The 19481-nt window shown below is 38.4% G+C and carries 17 protein-coding genes; 2 read left to right on the forward strand and 15 right to left on the reverse strand.

What is annotated here, in order from left to right:
* Nucleotides 1-90 precede the first annotated feature (90 nt).
* The 13 genes from ACTJKC_RS14260 to ACTJKC_RS14320 form a co-directional block, all read right to left on the reverse strand.
* A complete protein-coding gene (locus ACTJKC_RS14260; RefSeq protein ID WP_440792843.1) occupies nucleotides 91-1899 on the reverse strand; it encodes a 7TM diverse intracellular signaling domain-containing protein in 1809 nt (602 codons plus the stop codon).
* Between the two features lie 159 nt (nucleotides 1900-2058).
* Nucleotides 2059-3363, reverse strand: a complete 1305-nt coding sequence (locus tag ACTJKC_RS14265) for a sensor histidine kinase (RefSeq protein ID WP_440792845.1) — start codon at nucleotides 3361-3363, stop codon at nucleotides 2059-2061.
* Between the two features lie 118 nt (nucleotides 3364-3481).
* Nucleotides 3482-4159, reverse strand: a complete 678-nt coding sequence (locus ACTJKC_RS14270) for a response regulator transcription factor (RefSeq protein WP_440792847.1) — start codon at nucleotides 4157-4159, stop codon at nucleotides 3482-3484.
* Nucleotides 4160-4217: 58 nt separating this feature from the next.
* On the reverse strand, nucleotides 4218-5408 hold the full coding sequence (locus tag ACTJKC_RS14275; RefSeq protein ID WP_440792849.1) for an aspartate aminotransferase family protein: 1191 nt from the start codon (nucleotides 5406-5408) through the stop codon (nucleotides 4218-4220).
* Between the two features lie 70 nt (nucleotides 5409-5478).
* Nucleotides 5479-5919 carry a hypothetical protein gene (locus ACTJKC_RS14280; RefSeq protein ID WP_344853033.1) on the reverse strand — a complete coding sequence of 147 codons (441 nt, stop codon included), beginning with the start codon at nucleotides 5917-5919 and terminating at the stop codon, nucleotides 5479-5481.
* A gap of 7 nt (nucleotides 5920-5926) precedes the next feature.
* Nucleotides 5927-6583: a hypothetical protein gene (locus ACTJKC_RS14285; protein ID WP_440792851.1), complete on the reverse strand. Its 657-nt coding sequence runs from the start codon at nucleotides 6581-6583 to the stop codon at nucleotides 5927-5929.
* A 33-nt stretch (nucleotides 6584-6616) separates the two neighbouring features.
* Complete coding sequence (locus ACTJKC_RS14290; RefSeq protein ID WP_440792853.1) at nucleotides 6617-7177, reverse strand: RNA polymerase sigma factor; 561 nt, start codon at nucleotides 7175-7177, stop codon at nucleotides 6617-6619.
* A 101-nt stretch (nucleotides 7178-7278) separates the two neighbouring features.
* Complete coding sequence (locus tag ACTJKC_RS14295; RefSeq protein ID WP_025145704.1) at nucleotides 7279-8235, reverse strand: transketolase family protein; 957 nt, start codon at nucleotides 8233-8235, stop codon at nucleotides 7279-7281.
* A gap of 127 nt (nucleotides 8236-8362) precedes the next feature.
* Nucleotides 8363-9208, reverse strand: coding sequence for a transketolase (locus ACTJKC_RS14300; protein WP_440792855.1), 846 nt, complete (start codon nucleotides 9206-9208; stop codon nucleotides 8363-8365).
* Nucleotides 9209-9265: 57 nt separating this feature from the next.
* Nucleotides 9266-9730 carry a thioredoxin-dependent thiol peroxidase gene (bcp, locus tag ACTJKC_RS14305; RefSeq protein WP_440792857.1) on the reverse strand — a complete coding sequence of 155 codons (465 nt, stop codon included), beginning with the start codon at nucleotides 9728-9730 and terminating at the stop codon, nucleotides 9266-9268.
* A gap of 175 nt (nucleotides 9731-9905) precedes the next feature.
* Nucleotides 9906-11639: a M23 family metallopeptidase gene (locus tag ACTJKC_RS14310; protein ID WP_440792859.1), complete on the reverse strand. Its 1734-nt coding sequence runs from the start codon at nucleotides 11637-11639 to the stop codon at nucleotides 9906-9908.
* A gap of 3 nt (nucleotides 11640-11642) precedes the next feature.
* Nucleotides 11643-12254: a fumarylacetoacetate hydrolase family protein gene (locus tag ACTJKC_RS14315; RefSeq protein ID WP_440792861.1), complete on the reverse strand. Its 612-nt coding sequence runs from the start codon at nucleotides 12252-12254 to the stop codon at nucleotides 11643-11645.
* A gap of 76 nt (nucleotides 12255-12330) precedes the next feature.
* Nucleotides 12331-12780 carry a T9SS type A sorting domain-containing protein gene (locus tag ACTJKC_RS14320; RefSeq protein WP_344853041.1) on the reverse strand — a complete coding sequence of 150 codons (450 nt, stop codon included), beginning with the start codon at nucleotides 12778-12780 and terminating at the stop codon, nucleotides 12331-12333.
* Between the two features lie 261 nt (nucleotides 12781-13041).
* Between ACTJKC_RS14320 and ACTJKC_RS14325 the strand changes: the two genes are divergently transcribed.
* The gene (locus ACTJKC_RS14325) at nucleotides 13042-15021 is read left to right on the forward strand and encodes a KUP/HAK/KT family potassium transporter (RefSeq protein WP_344853042.1); all 1980 of its coding nucleotides are present in this window, start codon (nucleotides 13042-13044) and stop codon (nucleotides 15019-15021) included.
* Nucleotides 15022-15293: 272 nt separating this feature from the next.
* Here the strand turns inward: ACTJKC_RS14325 and ACTJKC_RS14330 are convergent, their stop codons facing one another.
* Nucleotides 15294-15713 carry a transposase gene (locus ACTJKC_RS14330; RefSeq protein ID WP_440792864.1) on the reverse strand — a complete coding sequence of 140 codons (420 nt, stop codon included), beginning with the start codon at nucleotides 15711-15713 and terminating at the stop codon, nucleotides 15294-15296.
* A 311-nt stretch (nucleotides 15714-16024) separates the two neighbouring features.
* Nucleotides 16025-17974, reverse strand: a complete 1950-nt coding sequence (locus ACTJKC_RS14335; protein WP_440792866.1) for an amino acid permease — start codon at nucleotides 17972-17974, stop codon at nucleotides 16025-16027.
* A gap of 289 nt (nucleotides 17975-18263) precedes the next feature.
* Between ACTJKC_RS14335 and ACTJKC_RS14340 the strand changes: the two genes are divergently transcribed.
* On the forward strand, nucleotides 18264-19481 hold the full coding sequence (locus ACTJKC_RS14340) for an MFS transporter (protein WP_440792868.1): 1218 nt from the start codon (nucleotides 18264-18266) through the stop codon (nucleotides 19479-19481).

Below are 19481 nucleotides of genomic sequence, written 5' to 3' on the forward strand. Positions count from 1 at the left end.
CGGTTACAATCTGATACGCTTAAACACCCTTTCCTTTTTCTTGAAAAAAGCATTAAAACAAACAAAATTGTGACGGATTAAGGGTGCTAATTACTCGATAACAAGCTGACTCCAGCCGTTTTTGGCGGTTTTTTTAAGCGTTTTCTTCCGGTCATCCATCACTTTTTTAATGCGCGAGCCGAATGTCCAGCAGGTACTTTGCCTGATGGAGAGTAGTTCTGAGAGTTTATGCGAAGAGATTTTCCCTTTAGAAGAGTAAATCAGGAAAATCATATAGAATGCTTTATTAATCGGGATGCGGGTATTATGGAAAATGGTATAGGTAGTTACCGATTCTTCATAACCACATTTGCTGCAACGGCGACTGTGCATAATATGTCCGGCAAAATAATGATCGTTGCTGCATTTGCGGCAGTGGTAACCATTACTCCATTTTAATTCGGCAAGAAATTCGTAACAGGTTTCTTTGTCCGGGTAAATCTTGCTGAATTCCTCAAAATCTACCTCGGTAGACATTACCCTGTCTCGGGTTACCTTTTCGACACTGGTTTGCAGTTCTTCATTATCATGCTCTAAAAGCACGTTCATCCGCGAAATTTCTTCTGCCTGTTGTTGTAGCAGTGCATTTGCTTCTTCGAGTGCCTGATTTTTACTTTCAATAATTAACGATTTGTGATAAACTTCACGTGTACGTTCTTCTACCTTGCTTTCCAGTTCCTGGTTGATGCTGTCTTTCAGTTTAGCATTTACAGCCATCTGCCTGATGATTTTTTGCTGTGCTCTATCTTTTTTCACTTTCAGGATCCGCACTTTATCGCCTATGGCAAATGATAGAAAGATCATTTCGAGCACAAAACAGAAACTTAAACTGTAATAACTGATGGCCCCAAAATTTAACCAGCCAATGCCCAGCATAATCAGGAATTTCAGTGTAAAGCCTGCAAACAAGAAACTATAACCCAAAACAAAGAAACGTGCTGGTTGGTAGCCATTTCTGTAGATATAAATGCCTGTAAAAAAAGCAACCGACAGCGGAATAGCTTCTATAAATTTATAGCTGAACAGCGTTTGATCGAACAGGTAACAATAGGCGAAGAAAACTATCCTGAAAATAATAACTCCTATAATAAACCTGTTTAACTTAGGCGCTTTGGCCTTAACGTATAAAAGTTCTCGCGTAAATAACAGTGCAAAAATACTGGTGGCACAGAGTGCAAAAGCATAGGCAACCTGGTTCCATGCAGGTGCATTAGGCCATAAATACTGATAGGCAATACCATCGGTACTCATTTCGAAAAAGCCGACGCTTAAGTTATAAAGTACATAATACAGGTATTGCTTTTGCCTGATGGCAATAAACATAATGAGGTTGTAGAAACTGAAAACCAGGATCATTCCATAAAAAATCCCGAAATAGAAATACTCGTCCAGGGCATATGAAATAAACCATTCGGTGGTTCTTAATACAATAATGATATCGGCAATTTGAGAGGAATTGATTTTGAAATAGTAGGTCTGTGTTTCATTCCCTTCGTTTTGAAGCGGAATTTCGAAGTTTTTATGGTGAATGAGCCGGTGACCGAAATGATTGGCATCACCCAATTGTTCAACAACATATTTTTGATTGGCCTGGGGAATGTAGGCGGTAATATGGTCAATAGTTTGGTCGAAAAATTCGAGCAGAAAGGGTTTATCTGCCTTGTCGTTCTGTTTAATTTTAATCCTGAACCAGTATGTTTTGTTGAGCTGTTTGGTTTGCGGCGTACTCGTTAGGCTGGCTTTAAATTTTTGATCAAACGCTCTACTGTTAATTTGGTCGAAAGTGTAGCGGTTGCCGGCATCTTCCAATACCTCAATTTCTTTAAAAGTGAAGATATGCTGCGGCACAGAATCCTGCATTTGGACTATTTTCTGCGCTTTTAAGCTTGAAACAGAAAACAATAGCAGGATAACAGCGAAAAAAGGGAAACGCCTAAAATGAATTGGTGCCAGCATGATCTGCAAAGGTACAAATTTGTAACGATGACGTATCGGTCAGGTTATCAGCCGAATTTCATTTTAAAAAATTAACGAAATGCTGGTGCCTTTATGCTCTTCAGATTTAATATCCACTTTAATTTTATGAAATTTGGCAATACTTTGAACTATGGCCAGACCTAAACCGAAGCCATTTTCTTCACTGTTACCACGTTTAAAGCGGTCAAAAGCGTTTTCTACCAGTTCAGCGCTCATGCCCGATCCGGTATCGCTAATGGTGAGTATATATTTTTCAGCTTCTGTTTTATCGCTAATGGTAATCGAGCCTCCATCTACATTATATTTGATCGCATTATTAATAATATTGATCAAAAGGGTATGAATTAAGGCCTTATTGCCTGTGAAATGGAAGTCTTTGGTAAGCTTAGACTGATAATTGATCTTTTTATCAATAATTCTGTCCTCCAGGTCTTCGTGAATATCGGTTATCTCCTGTTTTAAGCTAATTTCTTCTGTTTTTAGGTATTGATTGTTCTCTACCTTAGAAATCAGTAATAAACTATTGATAATCAGCTTTAAACGGTTTAATGTTTTTAAAGAAGCGTAGATTTTATTTTCGTGCTCTACCGGAATATCTGGTGTATTGAGCATGTTTTCGAAGCGTGTGCTTAAAATGGAAATAGGAGTAAGCAACTCATGCGAAACATTGGCAATAAACTGTTTTTCTAATGCAAAAAGGGTGTTTATTTTTCGCATTAACGAATTGATGCTATTATCTAGAATTTTAAAATCGTTGGTGCTGGTTGGGATGTTTTGATAATTATAATGGGAGGGATCATCAACCATGTTAATCTTCTTATCAATGATGAGGTAAAATGGTTTCAGCAAGAAGTTAGAAAAGGTAAAATCTGCAACCAGGGTAATCAATAAGGCAGCAACCAGCACAATCAACATGTAAAAACGGATTGAATTTTTAATCGATTGAAGCGCGGTCATTGTTTCGCCGATTTCCAGGTTGTACCAGTTTTTCTGGTAGGAAAATTTATAGTTCAGGATGCGGTAAACTTCTATATCGCCCTCTATCTCCCTTTTTTCGGTAAAAACCTTTGCGGTAGAATCCGACTGGTTATCTGCAATATCGGTTAATACGATAAACTCTTCCTTTAAAATGTTGTAATCGGTGAAAGATTGCTCCTTATTTAGCAAACTGTCGATCTCATTATTACTTAAATGTTCGAGAATCTTATTTTTCTTTTTAATTAAACGGTTATCGAGCTGGTTATAGGCAAGTCGGTCTAACGAAAATAAAATGATCGAACCCAATACCAGTATGATGGCGATTTTGGTGATTGCATTGTATAGAGAAAACTTAACCTGTAACTTCATTTAGATGGATGATGTTTGATGTAAAATGGATAAAGGTTTATTTATCGTTGGGTTAACTGGTTAATTGTTTAAATCGGTTAATTGAACGCTAGCGGCCAAACGCACAACCCAAAACGCACTAGCAATTAATCCTGTAACCAATACTTCTCACCGTTTCAAACCAATCAGTAGGGCTTAAGGCAGCTAGTTTTTTACGTAAATTTTTAACGTGAACGTCAACAAAATTAGAATCGGAATTTACTTCTAAAATATCACCCCAAACATGTTCTGTTAAGCTCATGCGCGATACTACTCGGTTTTTGTTCAGTACCAGGTAGTTAAAAATCTCGAATTCTTTTTTGGTTAGGTTTAATCTTTCTTCGCCAAAAGCCACCGTTCTGTTCTGGATATTGAGCAGAAAATCATGAACGTTGATTTCATTTTTCTCCAGTTTATGTTTCCTGCGGGTAATGGCATGCATCCGCGCCAAAAGCTCATTTAATGAAAATGGCTTTGGCAGATAATCGTCTGCACCTTCATCAAGGCCTTTGATGCGATCGTCAACCGCGCTGCGGGCCGTTAGAATAATTACGGCATCATCGCGGTCTTTGGTAGCCTTAAGCAGTTTTAAAATGTCGAAACCATCGCCGTCAGGCAAACCTAAATCGAGTAAGATGAAATCGTAGCTGTTTACAAATATCTTTTCTTCCGCAGAAGATTTTTTCCATGCATGTTCTACAATAAAGCCTTCTTTACTTAAGAATTCATCCATTTCGAGTGCCAGGCTCTTTTCATCTTCAACTATGAGTACATTCATTCTGCTAACTGTGTTTTAATGTTTAACCGCCATGCGCTTTGCGCTCAGCGCTATGTGTTTACCCTACAACTAAGTTAATATTTTTTAATATGATCGCACAGGCTTCTTCAATTTCTTCTTTGGTGATAATTAAAGGTGGGGCGATGCGCATGGAGTTGCTGCAATGTAAAAACCAGTCGGAAAGTACCCCATCGAGGATACAGGCATCAATGATTTTTTTGTTGATCTCAAAATTTTCGAATTCAACCGCCAGCATTAAACCTTTTCCTCTTATTTCTTTTATAGCGGGGTGTTTTAATAGTTGTTTAAACAACTGGCCTTTTTCTTCCACTTCATCCACAATGTGATGATCAACAAGTGTACGTAAAGTGGCTAAACCTGCTGCGCAACAAACTGGGTGGCCGCCAAAAGTGGTCATGTGACCCAAAATAGGGGTATGCGATAAAACCGACATGATTTCGAGGGAACTGATAAAAGCGCCGATTGGCATACCGCCACCAATACCTTTGGCTAAAAGTAATACATCAGGCACTACATTGTAATGCTCGAAAGCAAACATTTTACCACTTCGGCCAAAACCCGACTGTATTTCGTCGAAGATTAATAAAGTTCCGGTTTCATTGCATTTAGCCTTTAAAGCCTGCATGTAACTTAAATCGGCCACACGAATTCCGGCTTCACCCTGAATGGGTTCTATAAAAACAGCGGCAATTTCTGTGGTGATTTTTTCGAGATCAGCGATGTTATTGTGCTCAATAAAACTTACATGAGGCAAGAACGGACCATAGCCAGATGAATAAAAATCACTCTCCATTAAACTTTCAGCACCCTGGGTACTGCCATGGTAAGCATTTTTACAGGCAATAAAACCTTTACGGCCAGTATAACGTTTGGCCAGTTTCATGGCGCCTTCAACAGCCTCGGTTCCTGAGTTTAAAAAGTAGGTGCAACTTAAGCTTTCGGGTAAAATATCGGCAAGGGCTTTGGCAAAATTTACCTGTGGTGTTTGCACATATTCGCCATAAACCATCAGGTGCATGTAGGTTTCTGTCTGCTTTTGGATGGCTTTAACTACCGCAGGGTGGCAGTGACCGACGTTGCTGACACCGATACCGGCAATCAGATCTAGATGTTTTTTATCGGTAGCATCATATATATAAACGCCCTTTGCCCTGACAAATTCGAGCATGAGCGGTTCGGGAGAGGTTTGTGCATTGTGTTGTAAAAACAACTGACGTTGGGTAAGCATAGCACAAAAGTACGGAAATGATAGAGTGCTTTAAAACAAAAAAGACCTACATCGCTGTAAGTCCGTTTTATTATTGTCTTTGTCCGCCTTTAAACCTGTTCAGCAATTCCCGTTTAAAGCCCTCCTGGGCCCTGTAAAACTTGCCTACCACCTTAATCGGTAATGAAGATTTAAGTTTGTTGTAATATTTTTTATCCAGGTTGAGGTCTTTTTGCTTAAAATCGAATTCGCTCGTAATTAAACTTTGCACCTGTGCATCCGTTAAATTATCAATTTCGGTTGTTTTACGGAAAGAGATCATTTTCTGCATGCGCTCTTTACGCAGGGCGTTTTGTTCTTCCTGCATATCGTTATAAATTGGCCAGAAAATTTTAGCCTCTTCAGGTGACAGATCCAGTTTTTGGGTAAAAAAAGCTATTTTAAGTGATTCTATTTCTTCTCCTTTTGGTCTTTGAGCCAAAAGGGTAGTGGGTAATAAAAACATTAAAGCAACAAATAGTAAATTCTTCATTTCTTTATTAATTATTTAGTTCCTGAGATAAATCGTTTGATGAAAAATTGCTCAGGATGTAGTTTTCCATTTCTGTATCTGACGCAGAAGTAGTTTTGGTATTTGATGATGTGGTATTTTGAGCTTCTAAATGGTCAATGATGGTACTTTCATCAATATCATATAACATTTGTTCGTTTACTGCTTCCGCAGATTGTACCTGTTGAACTGTTGTTGTTGAACCGTTCTGGTAAAAATAAACTCCAAATGAAGCCATTAAAACAAAACATGCAGCACTTGCATATTTAACAATATTACGGCGCCATAAAGGAATAATCTTTGCCTCTTTTTTAGGTTCTGATGCTGCAATTCTATCCGTAATCCTGCCTTGTAAAGTATCAAAGTAATTTTCGGGTACTGCAAAAGTATCTTCTGCCTTAGGCATTTCTGCAAGGGCAATGTGGGTTTGTATCCGTTCCGTTAATTCTTCAAAATAATTCTGCGGAACTTCAAAATTATTGTCACTGGTTTTCTGTTTTAATCCATCTAAAAAGACAGCAGAAGAAATGGCCTCATCACAATTTTCGAAATATCCATCAGGAACGGAGAATGGATTGCGTTTCCCCATTGCCGCAAGGCCAGGGGCTTCGTTTATCCAATCGCTATTTTCTATATTTTCGTTCATCACAGATATATGATACAATTAATGTGAAAAGGTTTAATAGTCTATCTCATCATTTGTAATAAAAGCTTCAATTTTTTTTGCAGCGATGTGAAATGATGCTTTTAAAGCGCCTACAGAGGTGCCTAAAACTTCCGAAATTTCTTCATATTTCATATCATCGAAATATTTCATGTTGAAGATGATCCGCTGTTTTTCGGGAAGGGTAAGGATGGCTTTTTGCAGTTTGAGCTCGAGCTTGTCGCCGTTAAAGTAAGATGATGCAACCAGATTATCAGCAAGTTTGGATGATACTTCATCCAGGGGCGTGTTACTGCGCTGTTTTTGCTTATTTAAGAAAGTAATTGATTCATTTGTGGCAATGCGGTAAATCCAGGTATAAAGCTGAGAATCACTTCTAAACTTATCGAGGTTTTTCCACACTTTAACAAACACCTCCTGTAAAAGATCGTCGCAATCATCATGGTTTAACACCAGCCTGCGGATGTGCCAGTATATTTTTTGCTGGTATTTTTTCAATAACAGGTTAAAGGCTTCATTTCGCGTTCGCTCAACGGCAAACATGGCAAGGATTTCTGAATCTTCAACTTGTTTCATTTATTTTTTTAGATGTGAGATACGAGATATGAGATGTGAGATTCGCTTAGACACAATGTCTCAAATCTCACATCTAATTTTTCATATCTAATGTTCCAAATCTATTTTTTTCTGCCGATTACTTTCTGCACCGCTTCAACAATGTTCACCGCGTCTAAGCCGTATTTAGCCATTAACTGATCTGGTGTTCCGCTTTCGCCAAAAGTATCATTTGTAGCAACAAACTCTTGTGGGGTTGGCAATTCGGTAGTTAACAAACGGGCAACACTTTCGCCTAAACCACCAAATTTGTTATGTTCTTCACAGGTAACCACACAACCGGTTTTTTTAACTGATTTTAAGATCGCCTCATCATCCAATGGTTTAATGGTGTGGATGTTGATGATTTCTGCATCGATGCCTAGTTCAGCCAGTTTTTCACCAGCTTCAATTGCTTTCCAAACCATGTGACCGGTAGCAATAATGGTTACATCTGTTCCTTCGTTAACCATCCAGGCTTTACCGATCTCGAATTTCTGATCAGGATCTGTAAATACAGGAATAACCGGACGGCCAAAACGTAAATAAACCGGACCTTCGTATTCTGCAATGGCTAAAGTTGCTGCTTTGGTCTGGTTATAATCGCAAGGATTAATCACCACCATGCCCGGCAACATTTTCATTAAACCGATATCTTCTAAAATCTGGTGGGTTGCACCATCTTCGCCCAGGGTTAAACCTGCATGAGAAGCACAGATTTTAACGTTTTTATTGGAATAAGCTACCGATTGGCGGATCTGATCGTAAACACGGCCTGTTGAGAAGTTGGCAAAGGTACCTGTAAAAGGAATTTTACCACCGATGGTCATACCTGCTGCAATACCGATCATGTTTGCTTCTGCAATACCAACCTGTGTAAAACGCTCAGGAAAATCTTTAATAAAAGCATCCATTTTTAGCGATCCAACTAAATCGGCACATAAGGCAACCACATTTTCGTTTTTCTTTCCAGCTTCATGTAAGCCGGCACCAAAACCCGAACGTGTATCTTTTTTTTCTGTATATGTATATTTTTTCACGAGCTTATATTTTTATTTAAAGGTGTTCAAGCTTGCTTCGCAGGTTTTCATACCCCAAACCCCTAAAGGGGCTTTATTTGTAGTTAAAATTAAAAGTTATTTACTCCCCCTTCAGGGGGTAAGGGGGCTAGTAATCCCCTAAAGTTTCTGGTAGTTGCGCTAAAGCTGCTGCCAATTGCTCGTCATTAGGCGCTGTACCATGCCATTTATGAGAACCCATCATATAATCTACACCAGCACCCATTTGCGTGCTCATTAAGTTTAAGATCGGTTTACCTTTTCCTGTTAGAGTTTTTGCGTAATGTAAACCTTCAACAATAGCCTGCATATCGTTACCGTCGGTATTGATTACGTGCCATCCAAAAGCTTCGAATTTAGCCTGAAGACTATCTAAAGAAAGTACTTTTTTGGTAGGACCATCAATTTGCTGACCGTTATAATCTACACTGCAGATTAAAGTATCTAACTCATGGAATGGCGCAAACATAGCAGCTTCCCAGTTTTGGCCTTCCTGTAATTCTCCATCACCATGTAGGGTGAAAATATAAGATTTATCGCCGTTTAACCTTTTGGTTAAAGCAGCACCGATAGCTACAGACATACCCTGACCTAATGAGCCTGAAGCTACACGGATTCCTGGTAAGTGTTCGTGTGTGGTTGGGTGACCTTGTAACCTGGAATCCAGTTTACGGAAAGTTGCCAATTCACTTTTATCGAAATAACCTGCGTGGGCAAGGGTACTGTACCAAACCGGAGAAATGTGGCCATTAGACAGGAAGAATAGGTCTTCGCCAATGCCGTCCATACTGAATTCTTTCTTATGGTTTAAGACTTCGAAATATAGTGCGGTAAAAAAATCGGCGCAACCCAATGAACCACCCGGGTGGCCTGATTGACATCCATGAACCATTCTTACGATATCTCTTCTGATCTGAGAGGCAATATCTTCTAGCTCTTTAATTGTATGTTTCATTAAAATAAGAGGTTGTTGTTACATAGCAAAGGTAATATTTTACCCGCTATATCATAATTAGTTATTGATTAAATCGAGTACTTGTTGTGTTGAGTTTTTGGTGTCAACTTTTTTGATGATGTGTGCAATTTTTCCATCACCATCTATAATAAATGTAGTGCGTACAGTACCCATATATTTTTTGCCATACATATTTTTTTCTGCCCAAACGCCATAGTCGTTTACAATTTTCTGGTCGGTATCGGCCAGCAGGGTAAATGGCAGGCTGTGTTTGGTTACAAATTTCTGGTGCGATTTTTCATCATCAACACTCACGCCTAAAACTACAATGCCTTTAGCCTGTAAGCCCTGATAATTATCTCTGAAATCGCATGCCTCAGCGGTGCAGCCAGGGGTATCATCTTTCGGATAAAAATAAAGCACAACCGTTTTTCCTCTATAATCACTTAAGGAAACTTCGCTGCCATTTTGGTCTTTTGATGTAATTGCCGGTGCCTGATCACCTTCTTTTAACTCTGCCATATATAATGATTGAATTTTGAATGTTTTAATGATACAATGTTATTATCACCTGCAATTTAAACAGATTAATGTATTATACTGTTCGGGATATGTTAAAAGATGACATTTCTGCGTTCAAAGTATAAGTTTTTACGGCATCCTGATCATGAAATTCCTAATCCGAAAGATCCTGTTACTATCTGAAGAAATTGACGGTATATTTTCTTGTATTTTCTTTCATATCCATTACAACCAGTTCTAAAGTATGCTTACCCGAAGTTGTTCTCTCATCAAAGCTATGCCAAAGTGTTGCCGTTTTGGTGTCGAACTCCATTAAAGCCCATTTACCATCAATGTAACCATTGAAGCTTTTGATACCTGATAAATTATCGCTGATTTTGAAAAAGATTTTAGATAAACCGGCCATGCTTTTTCCTTCTGAAATATTGACCGGGAAAATCCGTGGGGCGATGGTATCAGTAGCAATATAAAAGCTGCCAAAGTTTTTAGGAGTAGCTTTAACGTAACCGTTGTCGAAACTTCCGCCTTGCGATGAGCCATTTGAATTTACAATCAGTGCTTTGCTTCTCAGGTTTTCTGGCAAATTATCAGCCTTAATCCAAAGATCGAAACCAATGTGCAATGGGGTAAACCTGTTATGGATCTGGTGTACTGCCGACCATGCATTTCCTGCTGGCCGAGGTAATTTTTTATAGGTAAAATTTAAATCGCTATATAAGGTACCTTGCGGAAAAACCACTTTCACATCTTCAGCATTAAATTCGTTTACCTTATTATAAGGATAAATGATTCCGGCCGGCACAACCGGCGTTACAACCGGCGCCGAACCTGCATTTACGGTAAATGGCAAAACAGATGTATTTCCTTTCGAATCGGTAATGATGTAGCGGAGATGATGCTGGGCGCCATCGTTAAAGTTGATACGGCCGTTATTAACTAATCCACTATAAATTTTTAGAGGATTTCCCGGATCTACAAAACTTTTCTGGATGCTTCTTTTGGTATTTAAATAGGTGGGATAATCGATATGCGAGTTGATGGCCTTACTATCTTCGAAAGCAAAGCGCTCCAATGCTGAGGTGTACACCATTTTACCATCAACTTCTAACTGAATGGAATAAACACCATTGGTTCCTGATAAACCATTATGGCGATCGGTTACCACAATACCAAAACCCACTTCGCCGGTTAAACTGACTGGAGCAGCGGCTTTATAAGTGCCGTTTGCACCGGTAATAGCGATGGCCTGTTTGGGAGTAGATTCGTTAAAAGTTTTGCCATTTAAACGGTAAACATATAATCCATGGATCACCGGCGGAATATTATCGGGAATTACAATTCCAAAAAACTGTGGATTGATGGTTTCTTCTGTTTTGGTATCCCTGATTTCGAAATGCAAATGCGGCCCGCCTGAACTGCCGCGGTTACCCGACCAGGCAATAATTTCACCTTTGTGAACCGGAATCAATGTAGCATCAGGAAACTCATCAATCTCGAAAGATTTCTTTTCGTACTCGAGGTTTTTAACTATGGTTGCAATCTTTGGTGCAAAACGTTGCAAATGACCATAAACTGTGGTAAAGCCATTTGGATGATTAATGTACAAAGCCTGTCCGAAACCACTGTTCTGTACCCTTAACCTCGAAATATAACCATCAGCAACGGCATAAACAGGATAACCTTCGCGCTGATTGGTTCTGAAATCGATTCCAGAGTGAAAATGGTTGCCCCTAATTTCACCGAAAGAGCCTGCAAGGGCAGGGGGAGTAATATCTAAAGGCTGTCTGAAATCGGTAATCGGGTATTTATTGTTACTAAAAATCTGTTGTGCCTGAACAAAAGTTGAAGCAATTAAAAGGCAAATTGAAACGGAAAATTTTAACTTGTACTGGATCGGGTTTTTAATCATTCGTTACTTTACATCAAAATTTAAAAGTTGCTTTCCTTCCAGCCAGGCTTCCAATTTGTCGCCACGGTTTGTTTTACCTACACCCTGTGGTGTTCCTGTGAAAATTAAATCGCCTTTTTTTAAGGTGATGTACTGAGAAACAAAGCTGATTATCTTCTCGAACGAGAATAATAAATCTTTAGTATGACCAACCTGACGGCTTTCTCCGTTTACTTTTAATTCGAAATTTAAGTTGTAAAGGTCTTCGAAATCGCTTTTTGGAAGAAAAATACTGATGGGTGCCGAATTATCAAATGCTTTGGCCAGCTCCCAGGGCAATCCTTTTTCTTTATGTTTCGCCTGAATATCGCGGGCTGTAAAATCGATACCCAAACCCACTTCATCATAATAATTGGCCGCAAACTTTTCGGCAATGTGTTTTCCTTCCTTACAAATTTTTAAAACCACCTCAAGTTCGTAATGCACATCATCCGAAAAATCGGGCAGGTAAAATGGTTTATTGTCTTTTAAAACTGCGGTATCAGGTTTCAGAAAAATTACCGGGGTAGTTGGAACCGGATTGTTCAGTTCTTTTGCGTGTTCGGCATAGTTTCTGCCAATAGCGATTATTTTCATTCTTAAAAATATAATATATGAGAAAATAGACGGAGGATTAACCCCGCATCAATCAAAAATAGAAAAGAAAATGGTGTTATAAAACTGAGATGCGTTTTACCTGGCTTTCTGACCCTGCAATTACCCTTAAAAAGTAAATGCCCGGGTTTATTCTGTTTGGAATGTTAAAGGTTTTGGTTTGCTCGCCGGCATTCAGGCGTTCGTTGGCAAGCGTTGCCACCTCATTACCTAATAAATCGATGATTTTAATAGTGGTCTGAGTGCCATCTTTTCCAATAGAAAGTATAATATTAAGTTGTTCTTCTACCGGATTGGGATATATTTTTACAATCGTTAACAATTTATCCTTTGCTACAACCGTTGTATTTTTGGTGGTTGTTGAATAAGTATTGAACATTCCTGAACCTCCAATAGACATGTAGAGCGGTTTGTAAGGCGTAATGTTGGCTTTAATTTCAGGAATTCTGCCTACTTTTTTGGTTCTGTTTTTTAAGCTAATGTGAATACTATCAGCTTGTTGCGCCATAGAATTTACGTTGCACAGCAATGCGATGCACAATGTGCATGCTATTTTTGTGAGTAACGTTATCTTAGCGTAGAGTTTCATCAAATTGGTATAGCAAATGTATTAATTTAAAACAAAGAAATTAAACATTTTGTTTAAAAGCCATAATTTAACACAATTTAACAATAAAAAATTATTTTCATAGTGTTAAAAATACACAATAATTTGGTTGTTAAATTGTTATAGTTAGTTTACTTTTGCCGCACTAAAAATATCAACGAAGTGTCAAATCATAAAAATGTCAACGCGTTAACCGCCGGCGGTGTTCTAATTAGTTTAGGAATTGTGTTCGGTGACATTGGAACATCACCTTTATACACACTCAACGCAATTTTTACCAGCATATTAGGTGTAAAAGAAGGCATTGCGCACCATCCGGGGTCAATTACCACTGATGTAGTACTTGGAGTGCTTTCCTGCATCATCTGGACATTAACCTTACAAACCACCATTAAATACGTAATCATAACCTTAAGGGCCGATAACAAAGGTGAGGGAGGAATTTTTTCACTGTTTTCTCTGGTGAGAAAAAAGGCAAAATGGTTAATTGTGCCTGCTGTTGTTGGAGGTTGTGCGCTGCTTGCCGATGGTGTAATTACGCCGAGTATCACGGTAACATCAGCAATTGAAGGCTTAACCAGTAAATTCGATATACCTGTAGTTCCGGTAGTAATTGCCATTTTAACGGTGCTTTTTATTATCCAGCAATTTGGAACCAACCTTGTAGGAAAGCTTTTCGGGCCGGTAATGTTTGTCTGGTTTACTGTTTTGGGTATCGCCGGACTTTTATTTATCGTTAAAGACCTAAGCATATTAAAAGCACTTAATCCTTATTACGCCATACATTTGTTGGCTACAAACAGTAAGGCCTTTATCATTTTAGGAGGTGTATTTCTTTGTACCACCGGGGCCGAGGCCTTATATTCAGATTTAGGTCACTGCGGACGGAATAACATCAGAATTAGCTGGATTTTCGTTAAAATAACCTTGATTTTGAATTATTTAGGTCAGGGGGTTTGGATTTTACAGAATGAGGGTACTTTTATTCCAAGTTCAAAAATGAATCCTTTCTTTCAGATTATATCTAGCCATTTCCAGGTTCCGATGGTAATTTTGGCCACTATGGCTGCGGTTATTGCCAGTCAGGCCTTAATTAGTGGTTCATTTACTTTAATCTCTGAGGCAGTACGCTTAAACCTTTGGCCAAAAATCAAAATCGTTTATCCATCTGTTCAAAAGGGACAGCTTTATGTACCTTCCATCAACTGGATGCTTTGGCTGGGCTGTTGTAGTATCGTTTTCTTCTGGAAAGAATCTTCTAAAATGGATGCTGCCTATGGTCTTTCCATTACCATAGCAATGTTGATGACGACCATTTTGGTAAGTGTTTATTTAAGGAGCAAACGTTTTCCCAAATACCTCATCGCCATTTTTATTTCGGTGTATGTCGTTATAGAAGGTACTTTCCTTTTCAGTAACCTGCACAAGTTTTCGGATGGTGGCTGGTTAACCGTATTAATTGGTTCGGCACTGTTTACCGTGATGTGGAGCTGGTTTATTGCCCGCAAGATTAAAAACCGGTTTGTTAAATATGTAGAAATTGAAGATTATTATCAGATTTTAAGCGAATTAAGTAACGATGAATCTGTTCCGAAATATTCTTCCCAGCTGGTTTATTTAACGAGTGCAAACTTTAAAACAGAAATAGAATCTAAAATTATTTATTCGATTATCCAGAAGGAACCAAAACGTGCTGATGTGTACTGGTTAGTGCACGTTGATGTAATGGATGAGCCTTATACTTTAGATTATAAGGTGGAGTTCTTAATTCCGGGTAAGCTGATCAGGATCGATTTCAGGTTAGGTTTCAGGGTAGAGCAGCGTGTAAACCTGCTTTATCGTAAAGTGGTTGAAGAGTTGGTTAAAAACGGCGAAATTGATATTACCAGTCAATATACCTCGTTAAACAAACATAAAATTGCCGGCGATTTCAGGTTCGTTCTTTTAGAGAAACACTTGTCTAAATTTACCAAACTGAGTTTCTATGAACGTACCATTATGGATTATTACTTTATCCTTAAAAAATTAAGTTTATCTGAGGAGCGCAGTTTTGGTTTAGACAGCAGTTATGTGGATGTAGAAAAAGTGCCGTTGATTTTCGTTACGCCGGATGACATTGAATTGCACAGACTCCCGGTTTAATTAAATGAGAACTGCACTTTTGATTTTGGGTATTGTGCTCTTTATAGCAGGTCCCGCAGCTAAGATATACCATCTTGATCATGCGAATAATTACATGATCGCATCGGGATTAGGGCTTGTAATGATTACAGCAATGGCTTTTATTAAGAAGAAATAAATTAGATCCTCTTTCTGTGAAGAAGGGGGGACTATCGGTTGGTGTCTCACCGACCGAAATAAAGGATTTTGAATTGAACGACGTATTTTTATTGGGGGCTCACTGGCGGAAGTAATTAATCTCTAAAATGTGTAAGGATTTTGAATTGATCAATTCCTGTTTCATAAAAGTTTGCGCTGCTCCATTCATAATCTTCAGGGTGAGTACATAAATTCCATTTCTCTTTAATTGGATTATCATGGATATAATCTAGTTTTTGTATTAAAATGCTTTCACGACTTAATGGAATAGCCAGTGGATCTCTTTTCCAGAATTGAAAAGTCCTGTCATTCTTTTGAGAACGATATTGGTTTATAAGTATAGGATTATTAACTAAAAAATACTTTCTGAACTCGTGTGCTGTGAATTTAGTAAAGCTGGCAGCCGGAGATTCTTTTCCGTTTAATTTAAGCATATTCCATATCAAATGGATGTGATTAGGCATGATAACATAGCCGTATATCTCAATAAGCTTTTGATCAACTAAAAACTTCAATGAATTTATGATGATCATTTTCAAGTTATCATCATGTAATAAATGTGCGAAATTACAGATGGTATCTGTATAAAAATATGGATAATTATAATCCATTTGTCCCTGTCTTTTATGGAAGATGTTCATAGTTTTATCAGTATTTAAGTTGCAGGGACAACCTATATACAAGATACAAATATTAGAATTATTTTGTTTCGGTTGGTGAGACACCAACCGATAGAGCCAAAGGCCCCTGCTTTTGAATAATCATAACCCTTTAACCTGATCGATCTCCGATGGTGTATTAAAGGATTGTATTTCATTTGCTAAAACTAAACCTCAGGATGTGCCAGTTTACTATGCCTGTACCCGTAAGCAAAATAAACCACAAGCCCTACTACCAGCCAGATCCCAAAACCGATCCAGTTGGAGATGCCCAGTTCACACATCATATATAAACAGCTGATCAATCCTAAAACCGGAATTAATGAAAGGTTTTTGGTGATGCAATAATAGGTAATTATAATGCAGATAATCAAAAAGATCCACATTGGGATTTTGTGTTTAAACAAGCCCCAGCCGCTTTCATATTTCTTTTCTACCGGTACTTTTGAAGCTGATATAAACTGTTCGTAACGATCAGCAGGTAAGGCGCTTAGATAAGATTCAGCATCAACTTTCTCTGTTAATATAATCTGTGGGGCAGCATTTTTAACTATTTCTTCCTTTACAATTTTTAGCTCATCGCCACTTAAAGAAGTAACAAAAGTTACCGTTTGAATGGTTTTAGGTGAATTGAAGAAGAATGCTTTGGTTTCCTTACTATATTGTGTAAAGGCGAAAATGATTGTTGCGATAAATATTACAGGAACAATAAATTTACTGTTTACGTAAGGGATTTTGAACTTTCCGCGTTGTACATCCGGTCTGTTTTGCAATACTAAAACACCTGCACAAACCAGTACGAAAGCGAATAATGTTCCTATAGAACAAAGATCTGTAACAATGGTCAGGTTCATAAACAGTGATGGAACAGCAACCACAAACCCCACCACAATAGTGGCAAATGAAGGTGTTTTATATTTCGGGTGGATTTTCGAAAATGATTTAGGTAATAATCCGTCCCTGCTCATGCTCATCCAGATACGTGGTTGTCCCATTTGGAAAACCAATAGCACACTGGCCATGGCAAATACCGCACTTACTGCAATAATACCACTCATTAATTTTAAATTAATCTGGTCAAAAACAAACGCTAAAGGATCGCCGACAGCTAGAGTATCTGATTTAACAATACCCGTTAAAACCAGGGCAATGGCAACGTAAAGTATGGTACAAATGATGATTGCCCACATCATACCGCGGGGTAAATCACGCTGTGGATTCTTACATTCTTCAGCTGTGGTAGAAATGGCATCGAAACCGATATAGGCAAAAAATACTGCAGAAACTCCTTTTAAAACCCCTGAAACACCGTTTGGAGCAAAGGGATTCCAGTTTTTCGTGTCAACATAAAATATGCCAACCGATAAAACCAAAAGAATTACAGCCAATTTAACTACCACCATGGCATTGCTTGCGTTGCGGCTTTCTTTCATACCGCGGTAAATTAACCAGGTAATCAATATGATAATGCCTAAAGCAGGAATATCTGCCACGAGGTGAAAACCACCTATTTGTGGTGCGGTGAGCCAGGCGTTATTGGCCAAAGCCGTAGCCGGATCCAGGCCTGCCAGGTTTTTACCAGCCGCCAAAAGTGCCTCCGCATGTTTATGTCCGTTATAAGCGCTTAGGTAATCCATTGTCATCCAGTCGGGTACATGGATTCCATCTATGCCGAGAAAAGGTATTTTTATCGTGGAGAGTAACCCGGTAAAGTAATCAGACCAGGATATGGCTACGGTGATGTTCCCTATGGAATACTCCATAATGAGAGACCAGCCGATAATCCAGGCAACAAGTTCGCCAAAAGCCACATAAGAATAAGTATATGCACTGCCCGAAACCGGAACCATTGAGGCAAATTCTGCATAGGCAAAGGCTGCAAAACTACAGGCGACTGCAGTAAAAATAAACAAAAAGATTACTGCCGGACCTCCATCGGCACTTGCTTTACCTATCGTACTAAAAATACCAGCACCAATAATTGCTGCAATCCCAAAAGCGGTTAAATCGCGAACACCTAGTGTTTTATGTAATGTGTTTTCATGGTCGCCATAGCCTTTTGCTGCATCTTGTAATATCTTGGAAATGGATTTCTTTCTGAATAGCTTTTCGAACATCTTTTGTTTGATTGTTTCTTCAAACTTATAAAAAGTTTGGTTAAAAACGTTTAAAGCCGCATATAATTTTCATTACAGATGGTTTTAAGGATAAAACGGGTTTAAAAATTGTATGATTATTGATTTTAAGTCAAAAAAGGCAATTATTTGGCTAGAATAATCCTTTATTTGATTCGCATAATTTTAGGCTTTTTAAAAGTTATATTTTTGCCGCTGTTTGATCGAAAAAGGTTATGCAATGCCATAAAACCTTGTTTGATTAGAATATTAATGACAACAGGGTAGTATCATGACCGCAAATACAACATCAATTAAATATATCAAAGCACATAACCAGGGCATTGCCACATTACTGGCCTTTGCCTTACTTCCTATTTCGGGCTTTGCCACAGACATTTATATCCCTTCATTGCCTGATATGGCAGGGGCAATACAGGTAAGCAATGTTCAGGTTCAGCTTACCTTAAGTATTTTCTTAATCAGCTATGGGATTTCGCAGCTTTTTATTGGCAGCGTACTCGATAGTTTTGGCCGGTATAAAATTTCACTCTATGCATTATTGATTTTTGCCGTAGCCAGTATTGTTATTGCCACAACGCATAACATTTACCTTATTTATTTCATGCGGGTTATCCATGGGGTAACGGTAGGTGCAATTGTGGTGGCAAAAAGGGCATATTTCGTCGATCTTTTCGAAGGCGATCAGCTAAAACATTATTTGAGTTTATTTTCCATCATCTGGAGCACCGGACCAATTGTTGCACCATTTATAGGTGGTTATCTGCAAACCGCTTTTGGCTGGGAATCTAATTTTTACTTTTTAGCCGGATTTGCAGTCGTTTTTGCAATGTTGGAAATCATATTCAGCGGTGAAACCTTAAGGCATTTTACCGATTTTCAGCTGAAGAAAATAACAGGCATTTATGCCGAAATGATTAAAACCACCAGTTTTACGCTAGGTATTGTAATGCTGGGTTTGGCCTATTGCATGGTGATGGTTTACAACATGACAGGACCATTTATCATTGAGCACCATTTAAATTTTTCTCCGGTGGTAGCAGGTTATAGCTCACTGTTTCTGGGTTTCGCCTGGATGGTTGGTGGCTTTATCGGTAAAGCAACCATTAATAAACCCTTTTTTAGAAGATTAATGATCAATTCGTTGTTGCAGGTTGCTTTTGTGGTATTGATGATTGTGAGCTTAAATTTCGTATCGAATCTATGGTCGTTAATTTTCTTTGCTTTTATTATCCATGTTGGTGCAGGCTATACGTTTAATAACTACTTTACTTTCTGTTTAAGCAAGTTCCCTAAAAATGCAGGAATTGCAGGTGGCTTAACAGGTGGTTTTACTTATGTAATTGTTTCGCTATTGAGTTATGGTGTGGTAAACCTGATTCCTGCCAAGGATGAACGAAACCTAAGTTACAGTTACCTGGTTATGATCCTGTTATCGGTTTTAGTCATGTTTATCATCTCAAGAATCAGGCAAAAAAACGAAGCATAA

Source organism: Pedobacter sp. 22226 (genome assembly GCF_052045455.1).
GTDB lineage: Bacteria > Bacteroidota > Bacteroidia > Sphingobacteriales > Sphingobacteriaceae > Pedobacter > Pedobacter jeongneungensis.